The organism is Nocardia gipuzkoensis, assembly GCF_021183645.1.
GTDB classification, from domain to species: Bacteria; Actinomycetota; Actinomycetes; order Mycobacteriales; family Mycobacteriaceae; genus Nocardia; species Nocardia abscessus.
Window position 1 is genome coordinate 7,482,227 of the sequence record NZ_CP089225.1, and the last position, 21,691, is coordinate 7,503,917.

The following is a 21,691-nucleotide window of genomic DNA, read 5'->3' on the forward strand; positions in this document are numbered from 1 at the left end:
ACAGGAAGCGAAGTGGGCGCGCGGTCGGCGGGCTCTTGGCGCAAGCGGGGGCGACCGTGCTGTGCGGTGGCGGTACCGGCGTCATGGCCGCGGTCGCCGCGGGTGCCGCCGAGGCCGGTGGACTGGTGATCGGCGTGCGTCCGGACACCGACCGCAGCGTGGCGTGTGCCGGGTTGTCGGCGGTGCTGTTCACGAATATGGGTGAGGCGCGCAATGCGATCCTCGTCGAGTCGGCGGACGCGGTGATCGTCATCGGCGGCTCGTGGGGCACGCTGTCGGAGGTCGCGCTCGCTCGGCGGCGCGGTGGGATTCCGGTTGTCTCCCTGGGCGGTTGGGAGGTTCGCGACGCGAACGGACATCCGCTGGCGGCGACGGTGATCGCGGCCGACCCGGTCGACGCGGTGCGCCGGGCGCTCGACGGCATCGGCGCGGCGCGGCCCGATCCGACCTGACGCCACCGGTCGGCGCGCACCACCGGCGTCGCCTACGCATCCGGTCCGATCGCCATAGGGGTGACGCCGTCGCGGCAGCAGGCTAGGCCGACTGACGCAGGGGATGCAGGGCGGCCAGCGCCCGCAGGGCGTCGGCGCGCGAAATGGGCTGGTCGTTCTCCAGGGCGGCCAGTTCCAGCTCGATCCAGTCCCGGATGAGCGCCGACATGGTCACGTTGCGCTGCTCGGCGGCCTTCTTCACCCGCTGGTGCAGGTCGAGCGGGATGCGCAGGGACGTGGTGACGGTGACCGTGTCCTCGGCGCGCAGCGGCGGGGGCAACTCGGCCGGTTCGACTGGCGCGTCAGTGTATTCGAGACCGGACAGGAAGTCCTGGACGTCCCTCGGATTCGTCGGATAGTCAGTCATCGGCGTGCTCCCAACGCTCGAGTTCGGCCACCTGGGCCTCGGTCATCTCGACCGCGCCCAGAATGTCCCACTGCCAGCCTTCGGTGCGGCGGACAGCGACGATGAGTGGCCGGCCTGCCTCGGTCCGGCCCCACACCGTCAGGACCGCGAGTTCGTTCCGGCCACGCGCCTGCCGAGGCCATCGGCGGGCGCCCATGAGCACCTGCAGCACTTCGCGGGGATAACCGGTGGACGGTAGGTATTCGAATCATGCGCTATTCCTTCCTCGCTCGTTGATGGTTCAGGCGACCGCGCAGGTCGGGGTCGTGTTGGCAGAACGTGTCTGCTACCGATCACCGCGATTCATTGGGGCCGCACCCTTCGGGTGACCGTAAGAAACGTGTCACCAGGTACATGAGCGTTACGCTCGGGGTGCGGGGCCGCTGATGATGCGGTGGATGGTGGAGCGGCCGACGCTGTATTCCTGGGCGAGGTCGGCCAGGCTCGCGTTGTCGTCGGGGTCGTGGTATCGGCGGTGGATCGTTTTCCGGGCGGAGAGAGGCAGTTGGGGCTGTTTGCCTTTGAGGCGGCCTTTTGCGCGAGCCTTGGCCATTCCCTCGCGGGTGCGTAGGTGGTTGAGGTTGGCCTCGAATTCGGCGACCATGGCGAGGGTTTGCAGGAACAGCTTGCCGAACGGGTCGGCCCAGTCATAGGTCTGGCTGCCGAGCCCGAACAGGATCTCTCGCTCGCGCAGGCGGGTGAGGATCTGGCCGGCCTCGGCCATATTGCGGGCGAACCGGTCGAACACGGAACACCGCGACCATGGCCTGAGTTCTCCGGCCGTGGTGTTCCGTTGGTCGATCGGCTTACGGAACACCCGATGTCAGCAACGCCGTCCGTACTCTGCACTTCATGACAGCTTCAGGCGTTCGGGGCCGGAAGGCGGACCGTGCCGACGGTGGGCTCCTGAGGGGTGGGCCCGGCGCTGAAATCGTCTGGCCGTCATGGTGTGATCGGCGTCGCGAGCAACGAGGTTCCCTTCACTGTGGTGTGGGATCCCACCCTGTGCAGCGAGACCGACAGGCCATGTGCAACGGATTCTGCATCGAATTCCCAGTCGTTGTAGTTGTCGAAGGCGGGATCGTCTGCGGCTAGGAGTCTTGGAGTCGCCGGTCGCCGCCGCTCGTTGATCCACGCAAGCATCTCATCGCGGCTCGCCGGACCCATGGAGTCGTTGCCGTACAGATCGTAGAAGCACGATTGCAGTACCTTGCCCTGCTCCGCGACGGTCCAGTCCGACCAGTCGCCGCAGCCGCTCTGGTACCCGTGGCCATAGGAGTGTGCCGCACCGAAGCGGGCACTGAGCGCTTCGAGGTCTGCTTCCAGGACTCCCTTGTGCACCAGCAGGGTCCAGCCGTCGAACGCCGGAGTGACGACAACCGCCTTGTCGGGCGGCAGGTCACCTTGCGCATCGAAGAGCCGGGCGGCCTCTCGGAAGCCGACCGGCACCGCGCCGGTGAGCTGGAAAGCGTCGAGCACCGCCGCCTGGTCGCTGGTCGGGACCGCGTACCAGGCGCACTCGTCGACGAAGGTGGATTCGAGCGGCTCGACAGCGTCGAGATCCTGCGCGCGACGATGCAGGAGGGGCCGATCGAGTGTCGCGTCGCGGGCCACCGGTCCACCCGAAAGCAGCTGGTCGGCGGCCTGACTCGCCCAACCGCCGGCCAACATGCCGACGAGCACCGCCGTGCGCGGCCGCAGGCCGTACCCATTGTGGACGGTGATGCCGAGGGACTCGGCGAGGTGCTCGGTGCCGGTGCGTGCGAGCGCATCGACGACAAGCGCGAAATCGTCGGGGGAAACCCTGGAGAGCACGCGCTGGTACTCGTGGAGGTATTCGCCGACCTTTTCGTTCAGAAGGTCCAGCACCGCCGTGAGCCGCTCGCGACACTGCTGGTGGCCTTCACCGGCGCGGTGGTACAGCGGGCCCAGAACGCAATGCCTGACCTCCGGATCGGGGTGCAGCAACTGCTCGCGAAAGGACATCGTTGTGTCGGTCACGGCGCGTAGCGTATCCCTCCCGCCCTAGCTTCCCAGGGCTGACCGGTGAGGTCCATTTCGACATCCCGTGTGACAGGAGTCGCTCCCATGACCGCGGGGTCAGTCCCGCCGACCAGGCCATTCCCTGGGACTTGATCAGCAACTGTGAAAGCGTTTAGTCCCCCAGAGCCAGGCGGCTGTTCATGTTCAGCTTGACCTCCCCATACGGCAGCACGTGTGACCAGAACAGTGGGGTCAGGCCGCGTTCGTCCTCGGCGGTGAGCACTCCGTCCCATTCGGGGTCGGCGAGAATGTCCTGGATCATCAGCACGTTGGGATAGACCAGAGCGGCCTGGCAGATACGCAGGCACAGCACGCTCATCTCCTGTTCGTCGCGCCGGTTGGACCGAGGTCGGCATCCCTGCGGATGGCCACGAACGCCTCGTTGATCGAGCGCGGTGATAGCCTGCCCACTCGCTCGGTTATCCAGAGCGCAGGATGCTTTCCCGGGCAGTATCGCGGCCGCAGATCCGTCAGCCACTCCTCCAGAACATCGGTGGCCCGATCCATTTCCGGCACCAGTAGCACCGACCGCCGCTTCGGCGGCGCCCCCTTCGAGGACTTCCCGAAACGCACCATCACGCTGCCGAACCGGCCACGCCCCGGCATCTTGGGATTCCGGCGCAGATCGACCATATCCAGCTTCGATGTTTCGGTGCGGCGCAGCCCATAAGCGTAGATCGTCTTCAGCACCGCAGCGTCACGGGCCGCACCCAGAGCGCCCTTCACCCCTTTTCCCGTGATCTTGCTGGGCCGCGCCTCGGCAGCAGCGAACAGGGCCTGAATCTCGTCGTAGGTGAGCGGTCGCCGACGCGGATCGCCCTCGTAGTCCACCCGATGCGCGATCGAGTTGCTTTCGTGGAAGATCAGCTGCGGCACTTCGCCGAACCTCTCCTCACACGCCTTGGCCCACCCGTAATGCGGATCGACCAGGAACTCCAGAAACAAGTTGATCGCAACTTCGTAGCCACGGGCGGTCGGCACCGCCCGCGGCTTGTCCATGCTGCGCAGGTGGTCGATGAACGCCTCGCCCTCCGCGGGCGTCCACTGCCACGGATACAACCCGGTGAAATCCACCACGCGGCGGATCAACCGCAAGCGCGGATTTGTGGTCGAACCCTGGAGGAAGCGAGCGGACTGCTGCCGCCTCCACCCTCCAGCATGGCCTCGAACAGGGCCGGCGCTGGATCGAGGTGAACGACGTTCTCCGCTAGAACGAGATGCGCAGAACCAGGTGGCTGCAAGGTCACCGCACTGTTGTATCAGATGCAACGTTGATGCGCAGCAACAATGCGCACCAGGTCAGCGCCCCGACTTCCGATTGCCAGCATTCATCCGCCGACGCCTCGATCAGCCAGGATGACGATCCCGCGACTCGACGGAATGTTGCAGCAGATGCAATTCCGCTTAGTTGATCCCCATCAGCGACAACAGTGCCTACTCAGGCCAGTTATAACCCACGATCAGCGAATAATACAAATGTATTGCCCGGGAGCTCAGCGCGCTCTCGCCCGCGAGAGGTTCCAGCTCTGCCAGGAGTCCTCGTCGAGGTCGGCGCGTACCCGGGCGCGCACATCGGCGCGCAGGGGTTCGGGAAGCCGATCGACCGCGGGCAGGATGTCGGGCGAGAGGGTGAGCAGGTACTCGGTGTCCAGCGACTTACCCCGTTGCCAGCGATCGATGTTCTCATTCGCGATCAGTCGTTCCGGGTCGAGGACGGCGAGGACCAGCAGCGTGGCCATCGCGGTGCCCAGCACGGCGCGCGGCAACCACGCCCGGCGCAGCCGCACGACCGCCACCAGGACCAGGATGTAGACCAGGCCCAGCCACAGTTCGCAGGCTTCCACCAGTAGACGCAGCACGGTGAAGCCGTAGGCCTGCTGATAGGTCCACATCCGGCCGAGGGCCGAGGCGACGATGACGAGGGCGAGCAGGCTCACCGCCGTGAGCAACCCGCGCAGCCACCATCGATCGGCGGCGGTGTCCTGGGCGGCCCAGCGCAGCACGATCAGCAGCACCGCGAGGGTCAGCACGGTGACCGCCGAGAGCTGCCAGAACCCGGTGCGGGCGTATTCGGCGTAGGTCAGACCCGACGTGTCCTGGACGTAGTCGTCGCCGCCGAAGAGCGCGACGAATTGCGTCGCGACGAACGCCGCGAAGAGGATCGCGAGCGCACCGACCGGCAGCGCCCATTCCGTCCGGCGCAAAGTCCGCCCGCCCGCTGCCGCGGTCGCGGGCGGCGGCGGGCCCGCGAGCACGTACATCGCGCCGAGCGCGCCGAGCGCCACCACCGCGAACAGGACGACCCACCGCACCACCGACGGCATCTCCAAGTCCGGGGTCACGGTCTCGAGCAGCGCGGCGAACATCGCGTCGGCGCTGCCGAGCAGCGGAACGAACACCGCGAGCAGAGCGAGGGTCACCGCCACCGACAATCCGAGACGCAACCGGCGTGCGTTGTTGCCGGCGCGCACCCGGGCGGTGCCCGCGTACGCCCACGGCACAGCGGCCACCACCTCCAGCCCGACCGCGAGGGTGTCGTAGAGGATGCCGTTCGCCGACCGGCGTCCGACCACCGCGAGCGAACCGGCGACGCATGCCGCCACGACGCACAACGCGAAGAGCCAACCCGCGGCACGGACGGCCCCCACCGCGAGCAGAGCGAGTGCGACGGTCGCCCACCACAAACGGCCCGCGTTCCGCACATAACTCGCTGCCGCCGTCGACCGTTCGGGCCCCACTTCCGCGTCCCCGGAGGCTTCGGCCGTCGTGTCGGTCACACTCTTGCGGGCATTGCGGTCGACGAGGAAGACCGCCGAAGCGGTGATCGCGGCGGCGAGGACCCAGCCGATGCCGGGCCGGTCCCAGTGGATCAGGATCGCCGCGGCGAGTCCGGACCCGAGCGCCGCGAGCGCCACGCCTGGAGGGCAGGCGACGCGGCGCCATTTGGGCGGCCGCGGCGCACGCACGAACACGCCGGTGGGCGGCGCGCCGGGCTTGTCGTCCCGGGCAGGCGAATCGGAAGCGGCGGTACCCGATGCCTCCTGCTCGCGGCCCGCCGACGCGTTCGATACCGCGGCGGTGGGCGCGGCGGTCTCCTCCCTGGAATCGGTAGTCGACCGCGTGGTTTCAGCGCTGGAGGCAGGCGGTGCGGACGCGGGCGACGGCTCGGCCGCCGGGGCGGATTCGGGTTCTGGAGGCATGGTTCGTCCCTTCGATAGGCGTGCGGAATGGCCCCGGGGTCCGTCCTGGCGGTCCGGGTCATGGCGTGTGGCAGATCAGCGACCGGGCAGAACCACCCGGATGCGGGAGCCGGGATCGGCGACGGCGATGGTGCCGCCGTGCAGGTCGACCACCCAGCGGGAGATGGCGAGCCCGAGCCCGGTGCCGCCACCCGAGGTGCGGCCGCGGGTGAACCGGTCGAAAACCCGGGCGCGTTCGGCGGGCGGTATGCCGGGGCCGTCGTCCTCGACGTCGATCACCACTTCGCCCGGCACCACGCGCACCGCGAGGCGGACCTCGCCGCCCGAGGGGCCGTGCCGAGCGGCGTTGTCGAGCAGGTTCAGCAGCACCTGGTGCAGACGCGCGCGGTCGGCGTACACGCGGGCGGTGCGGGGCAGCACGTCGGTGCGGAAGCGCACGCCGCGCCCGAGCGCGGCGGTCATGACCTCCGCTTCGGCGACGACGTCGGCCAGCAGCGGCGCGATCGGCAGATCCTCGCGGTCCAGCCGCAAGGCGCCCGCTTCGATGCTGGAGAGGTCGAGCAATTCCGAGACCAGCAGCGTCAGCCGTTCGGTCTGGGCCAGCGCGGTGCGCAAAGTCGCCGGGTCGGGTTGGGAGACGCCGTCGACCAGGTTCTCCAGTACCGCGTTCAAGGCGGTGATGGGGGTGCGCAATTCGTGCGAGACGTTCGCGATGAGGTCACGGCGCTGCTGGTCCGCCGCGGCCAGGTCGGCGGCCATCTGGTTGAACGCCTCGGCCAGTTGCCCCACTTCGTCGCGGGAGCTCGCCCGCACTCGCAGGGTGTAGTCGCCCTGGGCCATCCGCTTGGCCGCGGCGGTCATCTCGCGCAGCGGCCTGGTGATGCCGTGGGCGAGGAATTGCGAGGTCACCAGCGCGATCACCACCGCGGTGAGGGTGGTGCGCGGCGGCAGCCACCCGATCTTGAAGCGGAAGAACCCGAACGCGACCCCGCCGGAGCACAGCATGAGGATCGCCAGCTTCAGCTTGATCGACTTCACCGGGTCCAGCGGCCGCGGCAACAGCTCGGCCGCGCGGTCGCCGACCCTGCGCACCACGCTCCACCTGGCGCGAACGGCGCCGCCGGGCGGGTCCGAGCCGATCCGTTCCACCTCCGGCGCCCGGCCCGGCTCGGCGCTCATCGGGCCTCCAGGGCGTATCCGACGCCGCGCACGGTGCGGATCAGGTCGGCGCCGAGTTTGCGGCGCAACGCCTTGATGTGGCTGTCGACCGCGCGGGTGCCCGCCGCGTCGGACCAGTCCCAGACGTCCTCGAGCAGCCGCTCGCGGGCGAGCACCGTGCGCGGACGGCGAGCCAGCCGGGCGAGCAGTTCGAATTCCAGTGGCGTGAGCCGCGCTTCGACCTCGGCGCGCCAGACCCGGCGCTGATCGACGTCGATGCGGAGGTCGCCCACCAGGATCGTCGCGCCGTCGCGGTCGGCCGCGCGATCCATCCGGCGCAGCAGCGCGTGCACCCGGGCGGCGAGCACACGCAGCGAGAACGGTTTGGTCAGATAATCGTCCGCGCCTACGCCCAGGCCGACCAGCTGGTCGGTTTCGTCGGCCCGCGCAGTCAGCATGAGCACGGGCACCGGCCGACGCGCCTGGATGCGCCGGCACACTTCCAGCCCGTCGAAGCCCGGCAGCATGACGTCGAGGACCACCAGATCGGGCTCGACGGCCTCGGCGGCGGCAACGGCCGAGGGACCGTCGTGCGCCAGATCAACGGTGAACCCCTCCGCCCGCAGGCGCGCCGCGACGGATTCGGCGATGGTCAGCTCGTCGTCCACCACCAGGATCCGCCGCGCGGCCCGCGCCGGTGCGCTGTGTTCCATGCCCGGAACCCTAGCCATCGGCCGTGGAGAGATCCGGCGGCGATTGTGGAGGTTTCGTGTACATCCGGGGGCCCGCGTTCACGGCCGGGGCCACGGGCGCTTGTCGATGCGTTCGATGTCGGTGTTGAACCGCTTCAGGAATCCCGCGAACGCGGCGACGTCCTGCGCCGTCCAGTCCGCCAGCACGGTCTCGAGTGCGCGCACGTTGTAGGCCCGTTCGGCGTCGAGCTGCCGCCCACCCTCGGTGGTGATGCGGAACTTGCGTGCCATGCCGCCGTCCGGATCCGGAATGCGTTCGATCAGACCGGCTTTGCGCATGGCGGTCGTCTGACGGTGCAGCGTGGAGGTGTCCAGACCGAAGGCTTCGCTGAGCTCACCCACCGACATGGGACCCTGCACTCGCAGCCTGCTCAGCACGGTGTAGGCGCTGCGGTCGAGGTGGCCGCTGCCGCGGCGAGTCTTCGCGCTGAGGCTGTGCCGCCCCAGCAGCATGGTTTCGAACTCCACCGAAGGTACGGGCTTGTCCACGCGACGCTCCTGCCGATCTCGCGAGCCACGGGCTCATCACCCCGCAGCTATACCACATTCATGCACCTGTTCAGGGAATTTGCATATTACAACTCTTGTGCATGATGCAATGAATATGTAGCGTGCACATCGATTCGAGAAAGGGAGATTCGCGTGGCAGCACCATCCGCAGTCCGGTCCGAGGGCATCGTCGGCGTGCTCGCGGCGGCGGGCATCGTCGCCGCTCTGATGCAAACCCTGGTGGTGCCGTTGATCGGGGATCTTCCCCGGCTGCTGCACACCACCCCGTCCGATGCCTCCTGGGTGATCACCGCGACGCTGCTCGCCGGCGCGGTGGCCACTCCGATCACCGGAAGGCTCGGCGATCTCTACGGCAAACGCCGGATGCTGCTGGTGTGCACGTTTCCGCTCATCGCGGGGTCGCTGGTGTGCGCGGTGGCGAGTTCGGTCGTCCCGATGATCGCCGGACGCGGCCTGCAGGGCATCGGCATGGGCGTCGTCCCGCTCGGCATCAGCGCGTTGCGCGACCTGCTGCCCACCGAACGGCTCGGCACCTCCATCGCGGTGATGAGCGCGTCGATGGGCATCGGTGGCGCACTGGGACTTCCGCTGGCCGCGGCGGTCGCCGAGAACGCCAGCTGGCGGGTGCTGTTCTGGGGCTCGGCCGTGCTGAGCGCGGGCGTGGCCACGCTGATCTGGCTGCTGGTGCCCGCCATCCCGGCGCGCGGAGGCGGCGGCTTCGATCCGCTCGGCGCCCTCGGCCTCGGCACCGCGCTGGTGTGCCTGCTGCTCGCGGTGTCCAAGGGCGCCGACTGGGGGTGGGCCGGCGCAACCACCCTGGGCCTGTTCGCGGCCGGTGCTCTGGTGCTGGTGATCTGGGGCTGGTGGGAGCTACGGACCGCGGACCCGCTGGTCGACCTGCGGGTGACCGCGCGCAAGCAGGTACTGCTGACCAACGCCGCCTCCATCGTGGTGGGGTTCGCCATGTACGCGCAGTCGTTGATCATCCCGCAGCTGCTGCAACTGCCGATGGCCACCGGTTACGGCCTCGGGCAGTCCATGCTCGCGATGGGACTGTGGATGGCCCCCGCTGGGCTGGTGATGATGGCGGTCTCGCCGCTGGGCGCCCGGCTCTCGGCCGCGCGCGGCCCGAAAGTGACGCTCGTCGTGGGCAGCGCGGTGATCGCCCTCGGGTACGGTTCGTCGGTCCTGCTGCTGGGCTCGACCTGGGGCCTGCTGGTCGTCACCTGCGTGTGCAGCGGTGGCGTCGGCTTGGCCTACGGCTCGATGCCCGCGCTGATCATGGGTGCGGTCCCGCTGTCGGAGACCGCCTCCGCCAACAGCTTCAACACCTTGATGCGCTCGATCGGCACCTCCGTGTCGGCCGCGGTCGTCGGCGTCGTGCTCGCGCAGATGAGCACCCGCCTCGGTACCCACACCATCCCCACCGAAGCCGGGTTCCGCACCGGTTTGCTGATCGGCTGCGGCGTCTCCGTGCTGGCCGCGCTCGTCGCGGTCGCCATCCCGGTCCACAACCCGGCCGCGCCGCGGCAGGACGCCCTCGACCTCGAACCGGCGGCCGCACGCGCCTGAGTCCTCGCCCCGGAATCCCGGGTCAGGCGAACAGGCGCGCGACGAACGGGACGCTGTCGGCCAATGAAGCGGCCATGGTGGCGCTGTGATCCTTCCCCGGATACACATGGACTTCGGGCCGCACGCCGTGCGATTCCATGTCGGTCACCAACTTCGCGGTCAGCGGGGCGGGGACGTCGGTGTCGTTCGTGCCCTGACCGATGAAAAGCGGGCGGTCGTAGCCGGTGAGGGGAACGTCCATCACGGGGCGGGCCGTGGCGACGAAATCCCCGTCCGCGAGCGGGCGCGAGAACAACCGGTTGACCGGAATCCCTCGCGCGCGATCGGCCAGCGGTTGAAAACACAGCGCCTGCGCGGCGTTCGCCAACTGCTTGCCGTCGGGGCTGAGGTAGCTGTCCAGGTCGAAGCCGGGGCGCGCTGCCTTCAGTCCGTTCATCACATATGCGAGGTAGGCGGTGAGGTGCGCGTTGTCGATCGCCGGCGCGTTGGGCCCGAGGAACGAAGCGGCGTCGACGATATTGGCGGCCGGACCGGTGGCGACAGCGCCGCGATAGTCGAGCTCGGGGGCGTACCTCGTGGCCAGCGACGCGGTGAACAGCGCGGCGCCGCCGCCTTGGGACTGGCCGATCGCGACCCACTTCGACGACAGCGAACCGTCGACGGCGCGGGCCGCGCGCACCATGTCGATCGCCGCGTGCGCCTCGGCGCGCCCATCCAGGTACGCGTGCGGGCCCGGGGTGCCCAACCCGATGTAGTCGGTCGCCACGACGGCGTAACCCTGCCGCAGCCAGGTCGCCAGGTAATCCAGGTCGCGCTTGCTGCGACCCACGGTCGAAGGAGCGCATTCGTCGGCGAGGCCGACCGTTCCGTGCTCCCAGGACAACACCGGCCAGCCGCCACTCGGCGGTGCGCCCGCGGGAACGAACACGGCGCCGCTGGAAAGTGCGGGCCGGTCATCGGAGGTCCGGGTCCAGTACGTCACGCGGCGGGCCGTGCCCGTGCCCTCGATCCGGAGCTGTTCGGGCAGCGCCGCATCGGTCGCGACCGTGCCCGGCGCCGCGCCTGCGGCGACCGGATCGGCCCCCGCCGAACCGACCGACGGCCCCGCGAAGAGCAGTGCCGCCACGGCCACGCTGATTCCCGCACGTCGCACCGACATGGCGCCACCTCTCGTTCTCGGCTCGATGTCTCGACGACACTGTAGCCCGACTCTGCCCTAAAGTGTCACTTTGAGACACCAATGTCCGCCGACATCGGGATGAGGGATTGCGGCATGACGGGCGTGAACGGTCCGCGCGAACGCGAGAAGGCGCGAGTTCGACGGGAATTGGTCGATGCCGCGCTGCGACTGTTCGAGCGGCACGGGTTCGAGCAGACCACGGTGCAGCAGATCGCCGACGCGGCGCACGTTTCCCGGCGCACCTTCCACCGGCATTTCCCGTCGAAACTCGCGGTCGTCTTCAGCCATGAGGAAGACCTGATGGCGCAGTTGCTCGCCGCCGTCGACCTGCGCCCCACCAGCGAGTCGGTGCTGACCGCGCTGCGTGCGGCGCTGAGCGACTTTCTCCTCGACGAACAGAACGCGCGGGCCCGCGACCGCCAAGCCGAGACGGCGCGGCGGGCCAGGCAGCTGCTGGTCGGCAACCCGGAACTGCGCCGCGAGAACTTCATCGGCGCCCTGGGACGCCAGCGCGCGATGGCGCTGAACTTCGCCGTCCGCGCCGGGCTCCGCGCCGACGATCTGCGGCCGCAGCTCACCGCCGCGGCTTGTTTCGCCGCGTTCGGCGTCGGCCTCGATCACTGGATGCTGGGCGAGGACCATTCCGTCGCGGCCTTGCACGGCATTCTCGATCGCGCGGTCCGGTCGCTTCAGCAAGGCATCGACATCCAGGGCGCCGGGTGAGCACATCGGTCTCGGCCCAGCCCGCGCGGCAACCTGTTTCACCCGGTTCGCCTACGATCGCGAGGGTGATCACGGTGGCCACTTGGAACGTTCTGCATCGCGTCCACGCCGATAACTGGTACGAGGACGTCGCGACCCGCTGGCCGGACGAGGGCGCACGGATCGCCGCGATCACCGCGCGGGTGGCCGAACGCACCGAGCGGATCATCGCGTTACAGGAGGTCAGCGGTGATCAGCTGGCCAGCCTGCGAATGGCGCTGCCGGACCGGACGTTCCACGCGATGCGGTATCAGCGGCTGCCGACGCCGCGGCGCATGCCCAGTGCCCTGCTCGACGGCGGCGAGTACCTCGTGGTGCTCACCGCCGAACCGAGCAGGGAGCTCGCGGCCGAATCCTTCGCCCACGATGGCGGCAAAGGCGCCCTGGTCATCGACGCGGGCGAGCTGACGGTGATCGCCACCCATGTGACCGGCGACCGACGGCGCGCCGACCAGCTGTCCCGCCTGGCCGAACTCGTCTCGGACGCACCGGCGCCCGCCGCGGTGCTGCTGGGCGACTTCAACACCGATCGCGCCTCGGTCGCCGCCGGGCTCGGCGACGACTTCGTGGTCGCCGAGTGCGTCGCCGGTGCGCTGCCGACCCGCCCGCGTTCCTCGGGCGCGAAATCCCAGTACATCGATCACGTGGTCGTGCACGGCGCGAGCGTCACCGGGGCATCGGTCGACGACGTCGGCGGAGTATCCGACCACAACCTCGTCCACGCGGCCGTCACGGTGTGAGCGGACCTCGGCTTCCACGTCGCGCGGACCCCCTTCGACAGGATGAACGGATCCGCGGATCGGCGTCGGACACGGAAAGTATCGCGCGGAAAGCGGTCTCGCTCCGTTTCCGCGCCCGCCCGGCTCGGGCCGGGGCCGGACCGGAATGCCGCGGCGGGGCTCGATCCGATGCCCACAGCGGCTACGACAGACGGTAGTATGAGACGGTGCGAAATCCGACGGTGATGGCGGCGCGGCTGCGCGGCGCGTTCGTCGGATCCGCGGCGGGGGCGGTAAGCATCGCCGCGCACGCACTCGGTGGGGGCGCGATGTCTGCGGGCACCTCGCCGATCGCCACACTGATCGCGGCCTGCGCGGCGGTGGGCGTGTTCGTCGGCGCGCGACCACACCGCCACGGGCTCGGCGAGATCATGGCGACGCTGGCGATCGCGCAGGCTGTCGCGCACCTCGCATCCACCTTGCCGACCGCACACCACCACGACGCGGGCGCGACATCCGTCATGCTCGGCACGCACCTCGCGGCTGTGCCGCTCGGCGCGCTGCTCATCCACGCCGCCGAACAGGCTGTGCTGCGTGCGGCTTCCGAGATGCGGCACGCCGTGCGGGTCCTCGCCGATCGCCCAGGCGCACCGGTCCGGATCAGCTCGGTCGCGTTCGGTCGTGCACTCCCCCAGCCACGGCGCCTGCTGCTCAGTTCGGGCTCCGGCCTGCGTGGCCCGCCGCCGGACTGACCCTTCACCTCGCAGGCGGACATCGCAGCCTCATCGCCGCCGGGCGCGCGATGCGCTGAGCGCTGCCGCGCCCGATCCGGATGAACCCGCCGATCCCGTGCGACTCATAGCGGCCTTCGGCGGCGTCGATCACCACCACGGTCTCGCACTGCACGACATGGTGGCCGACGAACGATTCGTCCCGAGATCCGGTGAGCAGCGCCTCGCTCCGCGCATCAGCAGTTCCGCATCCGGGCGACGACTCTGCGGCGTTGCGAGCGCCGCACGGCCTTCGCCTGTCCCGCCATGCGCCACATCACATCTCACACCTTCGGAGTTCTCATGCATACCTTCACTCGGCAACGCACCGCGCGCTTCCTGCCCGGTGCGATGGCCGCCGCCGCGGCGCTCCTCCTGACCGCCTGCTCGTCGGCCGACCCGACACAGGCCGCCGCCTCGGCCGATACTGTGACCATTTCCGATCAGTGGGTCAAAGCCGCCGACAGCGGAATGTCGGCCGCGTTCGGCGACCTGACCAACTCCGGCGACACCCCCCGGATCATCGTCTCCGCCACCAGTCCCGCCTCGGAGCGGATCGAACTGCACGAAGTGGTCACGGACGCGAACGGGACGAAGGCGATGCGGCCCAAACGCGGCGGCTTCGCCGTTCCCGCGCACGGGCGCATGCAGCTGCGACCCGGCGGCGACCACATCATGTTCATGGGCCTGCTCGGACCCTTGCGCACCGGGTCGGAGACGTCGGTCACGCTGACCTTCGACGACGGCTCGAGCACCACCTTCACCGCCCAGGTCCGCGACTTCTCCGGCAATCAGGAGAACTACGTGCCCGACCACGGCGAGTCCCATACCGGCGCGCAGACCCCCGCGCACGGTGGCTGAGCGGATCGAACCGCGACCGGCACGGATCAACCGGCGGCGTCTGCTGGGCGGCGGCGCCGTCGCGGCAGGCGCCGCCGGTATCGGGCTCGGCGCGGCCGCCCGCACCGGGCGGCGGGGGCCCGATCCGTCGTCGGGGGACGCGACGGTGCCGTTCTACGGGCCACACCAAGCGGGCATCGACACCATCCCGCAGGAGCACGCGGCGTTCCTCGCCTTCGATCTGAAGCCGGGCGCTCGCCGCGACGACCTCGTCGGACTGCTGAAGATCTGGACGGGCGACGCCGCCCGGCTCACCCAGGGCAGGCCCGCGCTCGCGGACACCGAACCCGAACTCGCGCTGCGCCCGGCGCGGCTCACCGTCACGGTGGGTTTCGGACCCGCGGTGTTCCCGGCGGCCGGGCTCGAGCAGCATCGGCCGTCCTGGCTGCGGCCGTTGCCGCCGTTCGCCGTCGACCGGCTCGAACCGGCATGGACCGGCGGCGACCTGCTCCTGCAGGTCTGCGCCGACGAGGTGACCACGGTCTCGCACGCGGTGCGAGTGCTGTGCCGCAGCGTGTCCTCACTGGTCACGGTGCGCTGGGTGCAGCGCGGATTCCGGAATGCCGCGCCGGGCAGGACACCGCGCAACCTGATGGGCCAGGTCGACGGCACGGTGAACCTCGCGCCGGGCACGCCGGAGTTCGCCCGTCTGGTGTGGGATGACGGCGCGGCCCGGCCGTGGCTGGGCGGCGGCACGTCGTGCGTGCTGCGGCGAATAGCGATGGCACTGGACACCTGGGACGAAATCGACCGAGCGGAAAGGGAACTCACCGTCGGCCGCACCGTCGCCAACGGTGCGCCGCTGACCGGCGCCGACGAGTTCGACGAGCCGGACTTCGCGGCGGTGGACGCGAACGGGATACCGGTCATCCCTCCGTCGTCGCACATCGCGCGCGCTCATCACACGCACGACGGCGAGCGCTTCCTGCGACGTGGCTACAACTACGACGACGCGCCCGCGCCCGGCCGGCTCTCCAACTCGGGCCTGCTGTTCGCCGCTTACCAGCGCGACGTGGACGCCCAGTTCGTTCCGGTGCAACAACGGCTCGCGGAGTTCGACGCGCTCAATGTCTGGACGACGCCGATCGGCTCCGCGGTGTTCGTCATCCCGCCCGGAGTTCCGGCACCGGGCGGCTACCTCGGGCAATCGCTGTTCGAGGCCTGACCCGTGTTCGGCGCCGACGAGCACGCACCCGCCGGCGCCGAACAGGTCAGGTCCACAGGACGGCTACGAGAACGTTGACGATCGCCAGCACGCCCGCGGCGTGGGTCAGCCATGGCACCGACTTGCCGCGCTTGTCCCGCCCGCGCCCGATCTCGGCGAATGCGGCCACCGCGAGCGAAACGACCAGCTTCACGCCGATCTTCGCCATGTCCGGGTCCTTGCCCAGGGAGTCGATCGATTCGGCCATGCCGACCAGCATCACCCCGGTGACGATCTGCAATCGCGCACCCCAGACCATGAGTTCCGAGACGCGGGGCTGCCCCGCGGCATAGCCACCCACCACTGCGGCCATGCCGAGCAGGTGCGCGACGACTACGACGTTGTAGACAACTTCTGACACGTTCACGCTGCAAACATGCCACGGTTTCGGTGCTCGTGCGCTATGTCGTGGTCCGGCCCCCGCACGGGCATCGACTGTGACGAAGTCCAGCCATGAAACGTGATGCACGTCATTGCCCGCGCAGGCGTAGTTGGGCATCGTCATCAAATCGTTTCCGGAAAGAGATGCCCCCATGGCCGACCACGAATTTGCTTACGACCTCACGCTGGACGAAGTACGACGGCGCGGCGCCGTCGTCGCGGCGCTCGGTGACGACTGGGATCCGGTCGCGGTGCTCGCCGAGGAAGATCTGGCATACGACATGCTGTACTCGAATCTCGACGATGAGCAGCAGCGGATCTACGAGGAACTCGTCCAGGCCGGGATCCTGCCGGATCGGGCAATGCGCAATATTGCCGACTGATTTTCGAAGGGGCAGACGCGCTACGTGCGCCGCACCCTGATAACCGATTTATATACGAGTTCTGAAATGGACGAATGTTCAGATCGATATCATTTCCGGCATCATCGGGGTAATAATCGCCGCACTGCCGGATCTTCTACCGCCCCGCCGAACCAAACGACCGTTTCGGACAGTGCGCGGCCGGGCGGATTTGTGACCCGCCCGGCCGCGTCCACTACTCGATTCGGTTCTTCAGGATGCTGGATCAGAACGGGGTGAAGAAGAAGCCGAACCAGGCACCGACGGCAGCGCCGACCGCGCAACCGATGACGGCGCCGACGATGAAGAACCAGATTCCGATGGCGATGCCGATCGCGCAGCCGATTGCCGCGCCCACCAATGCACCGCCGAACAGGGCATCGTGCATCAGGCCCTGCAACTCGGGTGAGACCGCGGCGGGTGACGGAACGCCTGCCGCCGGTGTCATCGTCAGCGTCCTACCCGACGGGTCGAGCGAGGGTGTGACGCTGAAATTCTGGCCGGTCTCCATACGCAATGTCGTCGGAATCGCGCCGACGATCGCGCCGTCGTCCGCGATCACGTTGACCGCGTCCGGCGTCACCTCGAATCTGCCAGAGGCCAGATCGACTACTGCGCTGCGGTGATCCGCGGCCAGCGTTGTGGTGTAGGAGATAGGGCCGTCCACTCCGTTCATCGTGAGGCTTGCCAGAGTGCCCTCACCATGCGCTGTGGCCATTGCTATGCCCGTCGACGCTATGGCCAACAGAGCGGTCGCCACCAGTTTTTTGATAATCATTGGGAGTCCAATCATCGGACCGATGTGTGGATTCTTTCCCCCGGGCGGGCGACGTTGACCGTCAGGTATGATTTACCACTTCAACTTATCGCTGTCGATAGGTGTCCGCTATTGGGGGTTTTTTCGTATTCGAAGTCGGTATTTGCCCCTATTCAAACAGCGGCGCGAATGGCGAGATCCGTACCGACGTACAAACCTGCTACGCCTGGTCGAGCATGGTGAGGTAGGTGTCGAGTCGGGCCGCGCCGGCGAGAAGGTTGCGGCTGCGCGTGGCCAGCCGCTCGTGCCAGGCGTCGAGGAAGGCGCTCAACGCGTCCGCCCCGCCCGCCTCGCGCAGCGCATCGATGAACTGCGCGACCTGGGACAGCAGGTACCCGCCTCGGCGCAGCTGTCGCGCGATCTCGGCGTCGCGCACGCAGTCCGGTCCGTACAGGCGATAACCCGTTGCTCGATCGCGTTCGGGGCGCAGGATGCCCTGGGTCTCCCAGGTACGCAGCGTAGCCGGGTGGACGCCGAGCCGGCGCGCCAGTTCGCCCACGGTCAGCGGTCGACCGTGGAGCGGGGTCGGCATCCTGGTGGCCAGGCTGCCCAGGGCCGTTGCGACCTCGGTGCGGGTGTCGCGTTCGGCCAGCAGCGCGACGTGTGCGGCGTCGATGAGCCGGTAGGCGGACTCGGTGTCGCCGCGGTTGACCGCGCGCATGATTTCGATCGCCCGCTGATGCCCGTGCCCGCCGCGCAACGCGAGGAATGCGCGCAGGGCCTGCGCGTGCAGGGGCGTGTAGCGCCGGTAGCCGGTGTCGCTGCGCTCGGTCGGCGGGAGGACGCCCGCGTCGTCGTAGTTGCGGATCGCCTGTGCGGACAATCCGTGCTCCCGGGCGAGGTCGATGGGCCGCAGCTCGCACCTCCAGTTGAGGCTTTTGTCTCTGAATGCCAGCTAGAAGCTGAAGAAGTTTCACTCGAACGTTCAACGATAGCGTAGAGGGCACTCGATCTGGAAAGGGTGTGTTCATGTCTACTGCCACATCACTGCGGGGAATCGGCCGCCAACTCGACGACCCGGAAAGCCTGGGCCGCGCCCTCGACGAACTGCTCGCGGCACGAACCGAGCCGCCGGCCCTGCTCGCGCTCGGCGAGCCGACACACGGGATCGAGGCGTTCGCGTTGCTGCGCAACGAACTCCTCCGTCATCTCGTCGAACAGGGCTACCGGTCGATCGTGTTGGAGACCGATATCTTCGCCGCGTCCGTTGTCGACGACTACGTGGGCGGGGCAACGGCGGAGGTCGACACTGTGCTCGCGACCGGGTTCAGCCACGGGTTCGGCGCCGTGCCGGGCAACCGCGAACTCGTCGAATGGCTCCGCGCGCACAACGCCGGCCGCGCACCGTCAGAGCAGGTCCGCTTCCACGGCTTCGACGCACCGGTGGAGCACTCCGGCGCGCCGAGCCCGCGGCGCGCACTGTCCTCGGCCGCCTGCTACCTGCCCGAGGCGCTGCGGCCCGAATCGGTCCGCGACCTCGACGCGCTGCTCGGCGAGGACGCGGACTGGACGAACCAGGCGGCCATGTTCGACCCGGCAGCGTCCATCGGCGACTCCGACCGAGTTCGCGCCCTGCGCATCGTCGCGGACGACGTCGCAAGCGCGCTGCGTCGCGCGGCGCCCGGCCTGCGCCGAGCCGACCCGGCCGGCTACGACCACGCCGTCGCGCACGCGCGCACCGCCCAGGGCCTGCTGCGCTATCACGCGGCCATGGCCGCCCGCACACCCGATCGCATCGCGACCTTGCTCAGCCTGCGCACCGAGATGATGGCCGAGAACCTGCTCGCGATCGTCGCCCAGGAGCGGCGACGCGGGCCGAGCCTGGTTTTCGCGCACAACGTGCATCTGCAGCGTGCGCGGTCCCACATGCCGGTCGGCCAGGACGACGTGAACTGGTGCGGCGCAGGCGCGCTCGTCGAACTCAGCCTCGGCGAGCGCTACGTGTTCCTGGCGACCGACGCCAGCCCCCACAGCGATCCGGGCACCCTCCAGCATGTACTGGCCGAGGCGACCGATCGCCGCGCCCTGTTTGCGGCACAGGCCCTGCGCGCGGCGCTTCCGCCGTCGATCGGCACGGGCGAACCGATCGTGCCCGGCCACATCCCGCTCACCCCGGCGGACTTGACCGGCGCCGACGCGGTCATCTTCGTCGCCGATACCGACGGAAAGCGGCATCAGTACTGGTAGCGGCACTGGGCATGAGCAGCGCGTGCCGACCACGGCACTGCGCCACGGCCCCGTCGACGGGAACTGCGCTACGGCTCAGCATGAACGATCTGAATATGAGTTCTGCGCTGCTGTCCGTTGAGGGCGGCTCCCGTGTCGGCGGCCTCGTCGTCAGTGCTCACGCAGCAGCGGCTGGGGCTGGTAGGTGGTGTCGACCGTGGTGATGTGCGGGTCGAGGGGGCGGTCAGCGCGCTGGGCGACCACGCGCACGTAGCCGAGGTAGTCGCCTCGGTCCTGTCCGAGGGCCTGAATCTCGGTGGTGTTGTCCGGTGCGACCTCGTGCTGCCAGTCGAGCCAGCGCCGCCATCCGTCAGGCATGGTGCCGGCGCGCGTGACGTCGAGGACACCGCTGCGCTGCCAATGGCGCCGCCACCACGGCGCGGAGTGCAGGCAGGCCATGCTCGGTTCCCACCAGGACCGCAGGTGCTCGGGTATCGGGCCGTCGATTTCCCGGGTCAGCCCGGCTCCGGCGATGGCGATGGTGGCGCCGGGGCGGACGAACGATGCCAGGTAGTTGGCGTACAGGTCGTCGGTGCCGTAATAGACGAAGGAGTCGATGCAAACGATCGCGTCGAAGAATCCGGCGGCGAACGGCAAGGCGCGGGCGTCCGCGCGGATGGCGTACACCGAGTCCGCGACTCCGGCGTCGCGGAAGCGTGCCGCTCGTTCGTCAGGGCTGAACCATAGATCGGTGGCCCAGACTTCGACTCCGAATTCGCGGTGCAGAAACACCGACGAAGCACCACGTCCGCAGCCGAGATCGAGCACGCGCATGCCGGATTTCAAATCGATGGCCTCGGTGAGCCATTCGGTGAGCCACAACGAGTTCGCGCCGCCGCTGACGCCGGCGCGAATCCAGTCGGGGTGGTAGGCGTTGGTTCGCGGGAAATTGTCGTTGATCAACAGGGTTCCTTATCGGATGGGACCGAGTTCGCCTCGGCCTGGACGCGAGCCGACGGCGGTCACGGCCCGACTCCGGCCATGAGCATCAGGGACGCGGCCGACAGCGCGAGGAAGACGGCGGGTGCGGCGACATCACGCCGGCGCGCACGCAGATGCATGCCGATCGCCGCGACGAAGTAGACGACGAGACCGAGCGCTGCCGCGACCGACACCGGCCACCACCACACCAACCCGCAGGCGAGCCCAGCGGCGGCGGCGAGTTTGACGACACCCAGCATCCACACATGGTGCACGGGGAAGCCGACGGCGGCGACCGTGTCGACGATCTTCGGGTGGCGGACAAGGGTCGCCACGCCCGAGCCGGCCACCGAAAGGGCCAGGCAGCCCGTCACGAATACTGCCGCGATATTCATTTCACTCCTGAGTAGTCCGGGAACGAGGTACGGCGGTCGCGAGGATCGCGGCGCCGAGGGCGTAGGGAATCAGCGTCGCCATGAACGGGATGCTGGTGACGAAGGCGATCGTGGCCGGTACCGCGTCGGCCGCGTGTGGCAGAGCAACCGCCGCGGCGACGCTGACCGACAGCGTGGCGGCCAGGAGGCAGGCCGTCGTGGTGAGCACTGTTCCGATCCGGCGTGGCACCGCGGTTTCCCCAAGCGCCAGCCAGGCCAGTGCCGCCGCGGCGGTATAGGCGGAGACGACGTAGGCGATCTGGACCAGGTCCAGCCAGACCAGGGTGTAGCCGACGAAGTCGACCGGCCCGGTCGTGCCGCGCAGATACTGCGCGGCCGACCAGTGCGTCGCCTCCACCGCCAGCTGTTGGTCCTCGGCGCCGGTGAGCACGATCGCCAAGCGCGCCAGCAGGTTCAGCACGAACCCGCCGGTCCCGAGCGCGAACACAGCCACCGCGGGCACCGCCACTCCCACGCGGGGCGACCGCCGGAACTGCAAGAGCAATCCGACCGCGCCGACCAGGACAGCGATCGACACAACCAATAACACCGCAGTGTTGATCACCATCGACGACGGCCGGCTCGCTGTGGGCTCTCCGGTGAAACCTGCGATCGCGAACAGCACGACCGCGGCCGCCACCAACGTCACCGCTGGTGACCACCCTGGAGTGGCGACACGCCTGATCGCCACCGCGGCGAGCGCGACATAGATCCCGGCCGGCACCGCGAACACCGGGGCGGTCACGACGGCGACCGCGGTATTCACCAGCGCAAGCGCCAGTCCGACCGGCCACAGCGCGAGCACGCCGTAGCCGACTCGCCAGGGAGAGGGACCACTCATCGA

26 protein-coding genes are annotated in these 21,691 nt (G+C 69.0%); 9 read left to right on the forward strand and 17 right to left on the reverse strand.

Annotation, left to right across the window (positions count from 1 at the left end; genetic code table 11):
* Positions 1–35: 35 nt before the first annotated feature.
* Positions 36–452, forward strand: a complete 417-nt coding sequence (locus LTT66_RS33945; protein WP_233062577.1) for an SLOG cluster 4 domain-containing protein — start codon at positions 36–38, stop codon at positions 450–452.
* An 82-nt stretch (positions 453–534) separates the two neighbouring features.
* Here LTT66_RS33945 and LTT66_RS33950 read toward each other — a convergent pair whose 3' ends face one another.
* From LTT66_RS33950 to LTT66_RS33995, 10 genes are all read right to left on the reverse strand, one after another.
* Complete coding sequence (locus LTT66_RS33950) at positions 535–858, reverse strand: ribbon-helix-helix domain-containing protein (protein WP_181724373.1); 324 nt, start codon at positions 856–858, stop codon at positions 535–537.
* Positions 851–1,069 (reverse strand): hypothetical protein, encoded by a 219-nt coding sequence (locus tag LTT66_RS33955; RefSeq protein WP_233062578.1) that lies wholly within the window; start codon positions 1,067–1,069, stop codon positions 851–853. The genes LTT66_RS33950 and LTT66_RS33955 overlap by 8 nt, the downstream gene beginning before the upstream one ends.
* A 189-nt stretch (positions 1,070–1,258) precedes the next feature.
* Positions 1,259–1,645 (reverse strand): recombinase family protein, encoded by a 387-nt coding sequence (locus LTT66_RS33960; RefSeq protein WP_233062579.1) that lies wholly within the window; start codon positions 1,643–1,645, stop codon positions 1,259–1,261.
* Between the two features lie 194 nt (positions 1,646–1,839).
* A complete protein-coding gene (locus LTT66_RS33965) occupies positions 1,840–2,898 on the reverse strand; it encodes a hypothetical protein (RefSeq protein ID WP_233062580.1) in 1,059 nt (352 codons plus the stop codon).
* Between the two features lie 154 nt (positions 2,899–3,052).
* Complete coding sequence (locus LTT66_RS33970; protein ID WP_233062581.1) at positions 3,053–3,259, reverse strand: transposase; 207 nt, start codon at positions 3,257–3,259, stop codon at positions 3,053–3,055.
* A complete protein-coding gene (locus tag LTT66_RS33975; protein ID WP_233062582.1) occupies positions 3,256–3,939 on the reverse strand; it encodes a site-specific integrase in 684 nt (227 codons plus the stop codon). Before LTT66_RS33975 ends, LTT66_RS33970 begins: the two co-directional genes overlap by 4 nt.
* A gap of 494 nt (positions 3,940–4,433) precedes the next feature.
* A complete protein-coding gene (locus tag LTT66_RS33980) occupies positions 4,434–6,140 on the reverse strand; it encodes a DUF4153 domain-containing protein (RefSeq protein ID WP_233062583.1) in 1,707 nt (568 codons plus the stop codon).
* A gap of 75 nt (positions 6,141–6,215) precedes the next feature.
* Positions 6,216–7,145: a HAMP domain-containing sensor histidine kinase gene (locus LTT66_RS33985; RefSeq protein ID WP_233069491.1), complete on the reverse strand. Its 930-nt coding sequence runs from the start codon at positions 7,143–7,145 to the stop codon at positions 6,216–6,218.
* Positions 7,146–7,315: 170 nt separating this feature from the next.
* Complete coding sequence (locus tag LTT66_RS33990; RefSeq protein ID WP_233062584.1) at positions 7,316–8,011, reverse strand: response regulator transcription factor; 696 nt, start codon at positions 8,009–8,011, stop codon at positions 7,316–7,318.
* A gap of 78 nt (positions 8,012–8,089) precedes the next feature.
* Positions 8,090–8,539, reverse strand: coding sequence for a MarR family winged helix-turn-helix transcriptional regulator (locus tag LTT66_RS33995; protein WP_233062585.1), 450 nt, complete (start codon positions 8,537–8,539; stop codon positions 8,090–8,092).
* Positions 8,540–8,692: 153 nt separating this feature from the next.
* On the opposite strand from LTT66_RS33995, the gene LTT66_RS34000 reads away from it, so the two are divergent.
* Entirely contained in the window at positions 8,693–10,132 is a 1,440-nt protein-coding gene (locus LTT66_RS34000) for an MFS transporter (protein WP_233062586.1), read from the forward strand.
* A gap of 22 nt (positions 10,133–10,154) precedes the next feature.
* Here the strand turns inward: LTT66_RS34000 and LTT66_RS34005 are convergent, their stop codons facing one another.
* A complete protein-coding gene (locus tag LTT66_RS34005) occupies positions 10,155–11,291 on the reverse strand; it encodes a lipase family protein (RefSeq protein WP_233062587.1) in 1,137 nt (378 codons plus the stop codon).
* A gap of 114 nt (positions 11,292–11,405) precedes the next feature.
* Here LTT66_RS34005 and LTT66_RS34010 point away from each other — a divergent pair, with 114 nt between their 5' ends.
* The 5 genes from LTT66_RS34010 to LTT66_RS34030 all read left to right on the forward strand — a co-directional run bounded on the left by LTT66_RS34010 (position 11,406) and on the right by LTT66_RS34030 (position 15,628).
* On the forward strand, positions 11,406–12,035 hold the full coding sequence (locus LTT66_RS34010; protein WP_233062588.1) for a TetR/AcrR family transcriptional regulator: 630 nt from the start codon (positions 11,406–11,408) through the stop codon (positions 12,033–12,035).
* Positions 12,036–12,100: 65 nt separating this feature from the next.
* Positions 12,101–12,814: an endonuclease/exonuclease/phosphatase family protein gene (locus LTT66_RS34015; protein ID WP_233062589.1), complete on the forward strand. Its 714-nt coding sequence runs from the start codon at positions 12,101–12,103 to the stop codon at positions 12,812–12,814.
* Between the two features lie 206 nt (positions 12,815–13,020).
* A complete protein-coding gene (locus LTT66_RS34020; RefSeq protein ID WP_233062590.1) occupies positions 13,021–13,545 on the forward strand; it encodes a hypothetical protein in 525 nt (174 codons plus the stop codon).
* Between the two features lie 321 nt (positions 13,546–13,866).
* Positions 13,867–14,424, forward strand: coding sequence for a copper chaperone PCu(A)C (locus LTT66_RS34025; RefSeq protein WP_233062591.1), 558 nt, complete (start codon positions 13,867–13,869; stop codon positions 14,422–14,424).
* The gene (locus tag LTT66_RS34030; protein ID WP_233062592.1) at positions 14,417–15,628 is read left to right on the forward strand and encodes a Dyp-type peroxidase; all 1,212 of its coding nucleotides are present in this window, start codon (positions 14,417–14,419) and stop codon (positions 15,626–15,628) included. The genes LTT66_RS34025 and LTT66_RS34030 overlap by 8 nt, the downstream gene beginning before the upstream one ends.
* A gap of 46 nt (positions 15,629–15,674) precedes the next feature.
* Here LTT66_RS34030 and LTT66_RS34035 read toward each other — a convergent pair whose 3' ends face one another.
* Positions 15,675–15,980 carry a hypothetical protein gene (locus LTT66_RS34035; protein WP_233069492.1) on the reverse strand — a complete coding sequence of 102 codons (306 nt, stop codon included), beginning with the start codon at positions 15,978–15,980 and terminating at the stop codon, positions 15,675–15,677.
* Between the two features lie 220 nt (positions 15,981–16,200).
* On the opposite strand from LTT66_RS34035, the gene LTT66_RS34040 reads away from it, so the two are divergent.
* Entirely contained in the window at positions 16,201–16,431 is a 231-nt protein-coding gene (locus LTT66_RS34040) for a DUF6400 family protein (protein ID WP_233069493.1), read from the forward strand.
* Positions 16,432–16,675: 244 nt separating this feature from the next.
* On the opposite strand, the gene LTT66_RS34045 is transcribed toward LTT66_RS34040, so the two are convergent.
* On the reverse strand, positions 16,676–17,125 hold the full coding sequence (locus LTT66_RS34045) for a hypothetical protein (protein ID WP_233062593.1): 450 nt from the start codon (positions 17,123–17,125) through the stop codon (positions 16,676–16,678).
* Positions 17,126–17,426: 301 nt separating this feature from the next.
* Positions 17,427–18,122, reverse strand: a complete 696-nt coding sequence (locus tag LTT66_RS34050) for a TioE family transcriptional regulator (RefSeq protein ID WP_233069494.1) — start codon at positions 18,120–18,122, stop codon at positions 17,427–17,429.
* A 113-nt stretch (positions 18,123–18,235) separates the two neighbouring features.
* Between LTT66_RS34050 and LTT66_RS34055 the strand changes: the two genes are divergently transcribed.
* The gene (locus tag LTT66_RS34055; protein ID WP_233062594.1) at positions 18,236–19,453 is read left to right on the forward strand and encodes an erythromycin esterase family protein; all 1,218 of its coding nucleotides are present in this window, start codon (positions 18,236–18,238) and stop codon (positions 19,451–19,453) included.
* A 150-nt stretch (positions 19,454–19,603) separates the two neighbouring features.
* Here the strand turns inward: LTT66_RS34055 and LTT66_RS34060 are convergent, their stop codons facing one another.
* Genes LTT66_RS34060 through LTT66_RS34070 form a run of 3 tightly spaced genes read right to left on the reverse strand, consistent with a single transcriptional unit; the run spans position 19,604 to position 21,688 of the window.
* Positions 19,604–20,395 (reverse strand): SAM-dependent methyltransferase, encoded by a 792-nt coding sequence (locus LTT66_RS34060; RefSeq protein ID WP_233062595.1) that lies wholly within the window; start codon positions 20,393–20,395, stop codon positions 19,604–19,606.
* A 59-nt stretch (positions 20,396–20,454) separates the two neighbouring features.
* Complete coding sequence (locus tag LTT66_RS34065; RefSeq protein ID WP_233062596.1) at positions 20,455–20,808, reverse strand: DoxX family protein; 354 nt, start codon at positions 20,806–20,808, stop codon at positions 20,455–20,457.
* A 1-nt stretch (position 20,809) separates the two neighbouring features.
* A complete protein-coding gene (locus LTT66_RS34070; protein ID WP_233062597.1) occupies positions 20,810–21,688 on the reverse strand; it encodes a hypothetical protein in 879 nt (292 codons plus the stop codon).
* Positions 21,689–21,691: the final 3 nt, after the last annotated feature.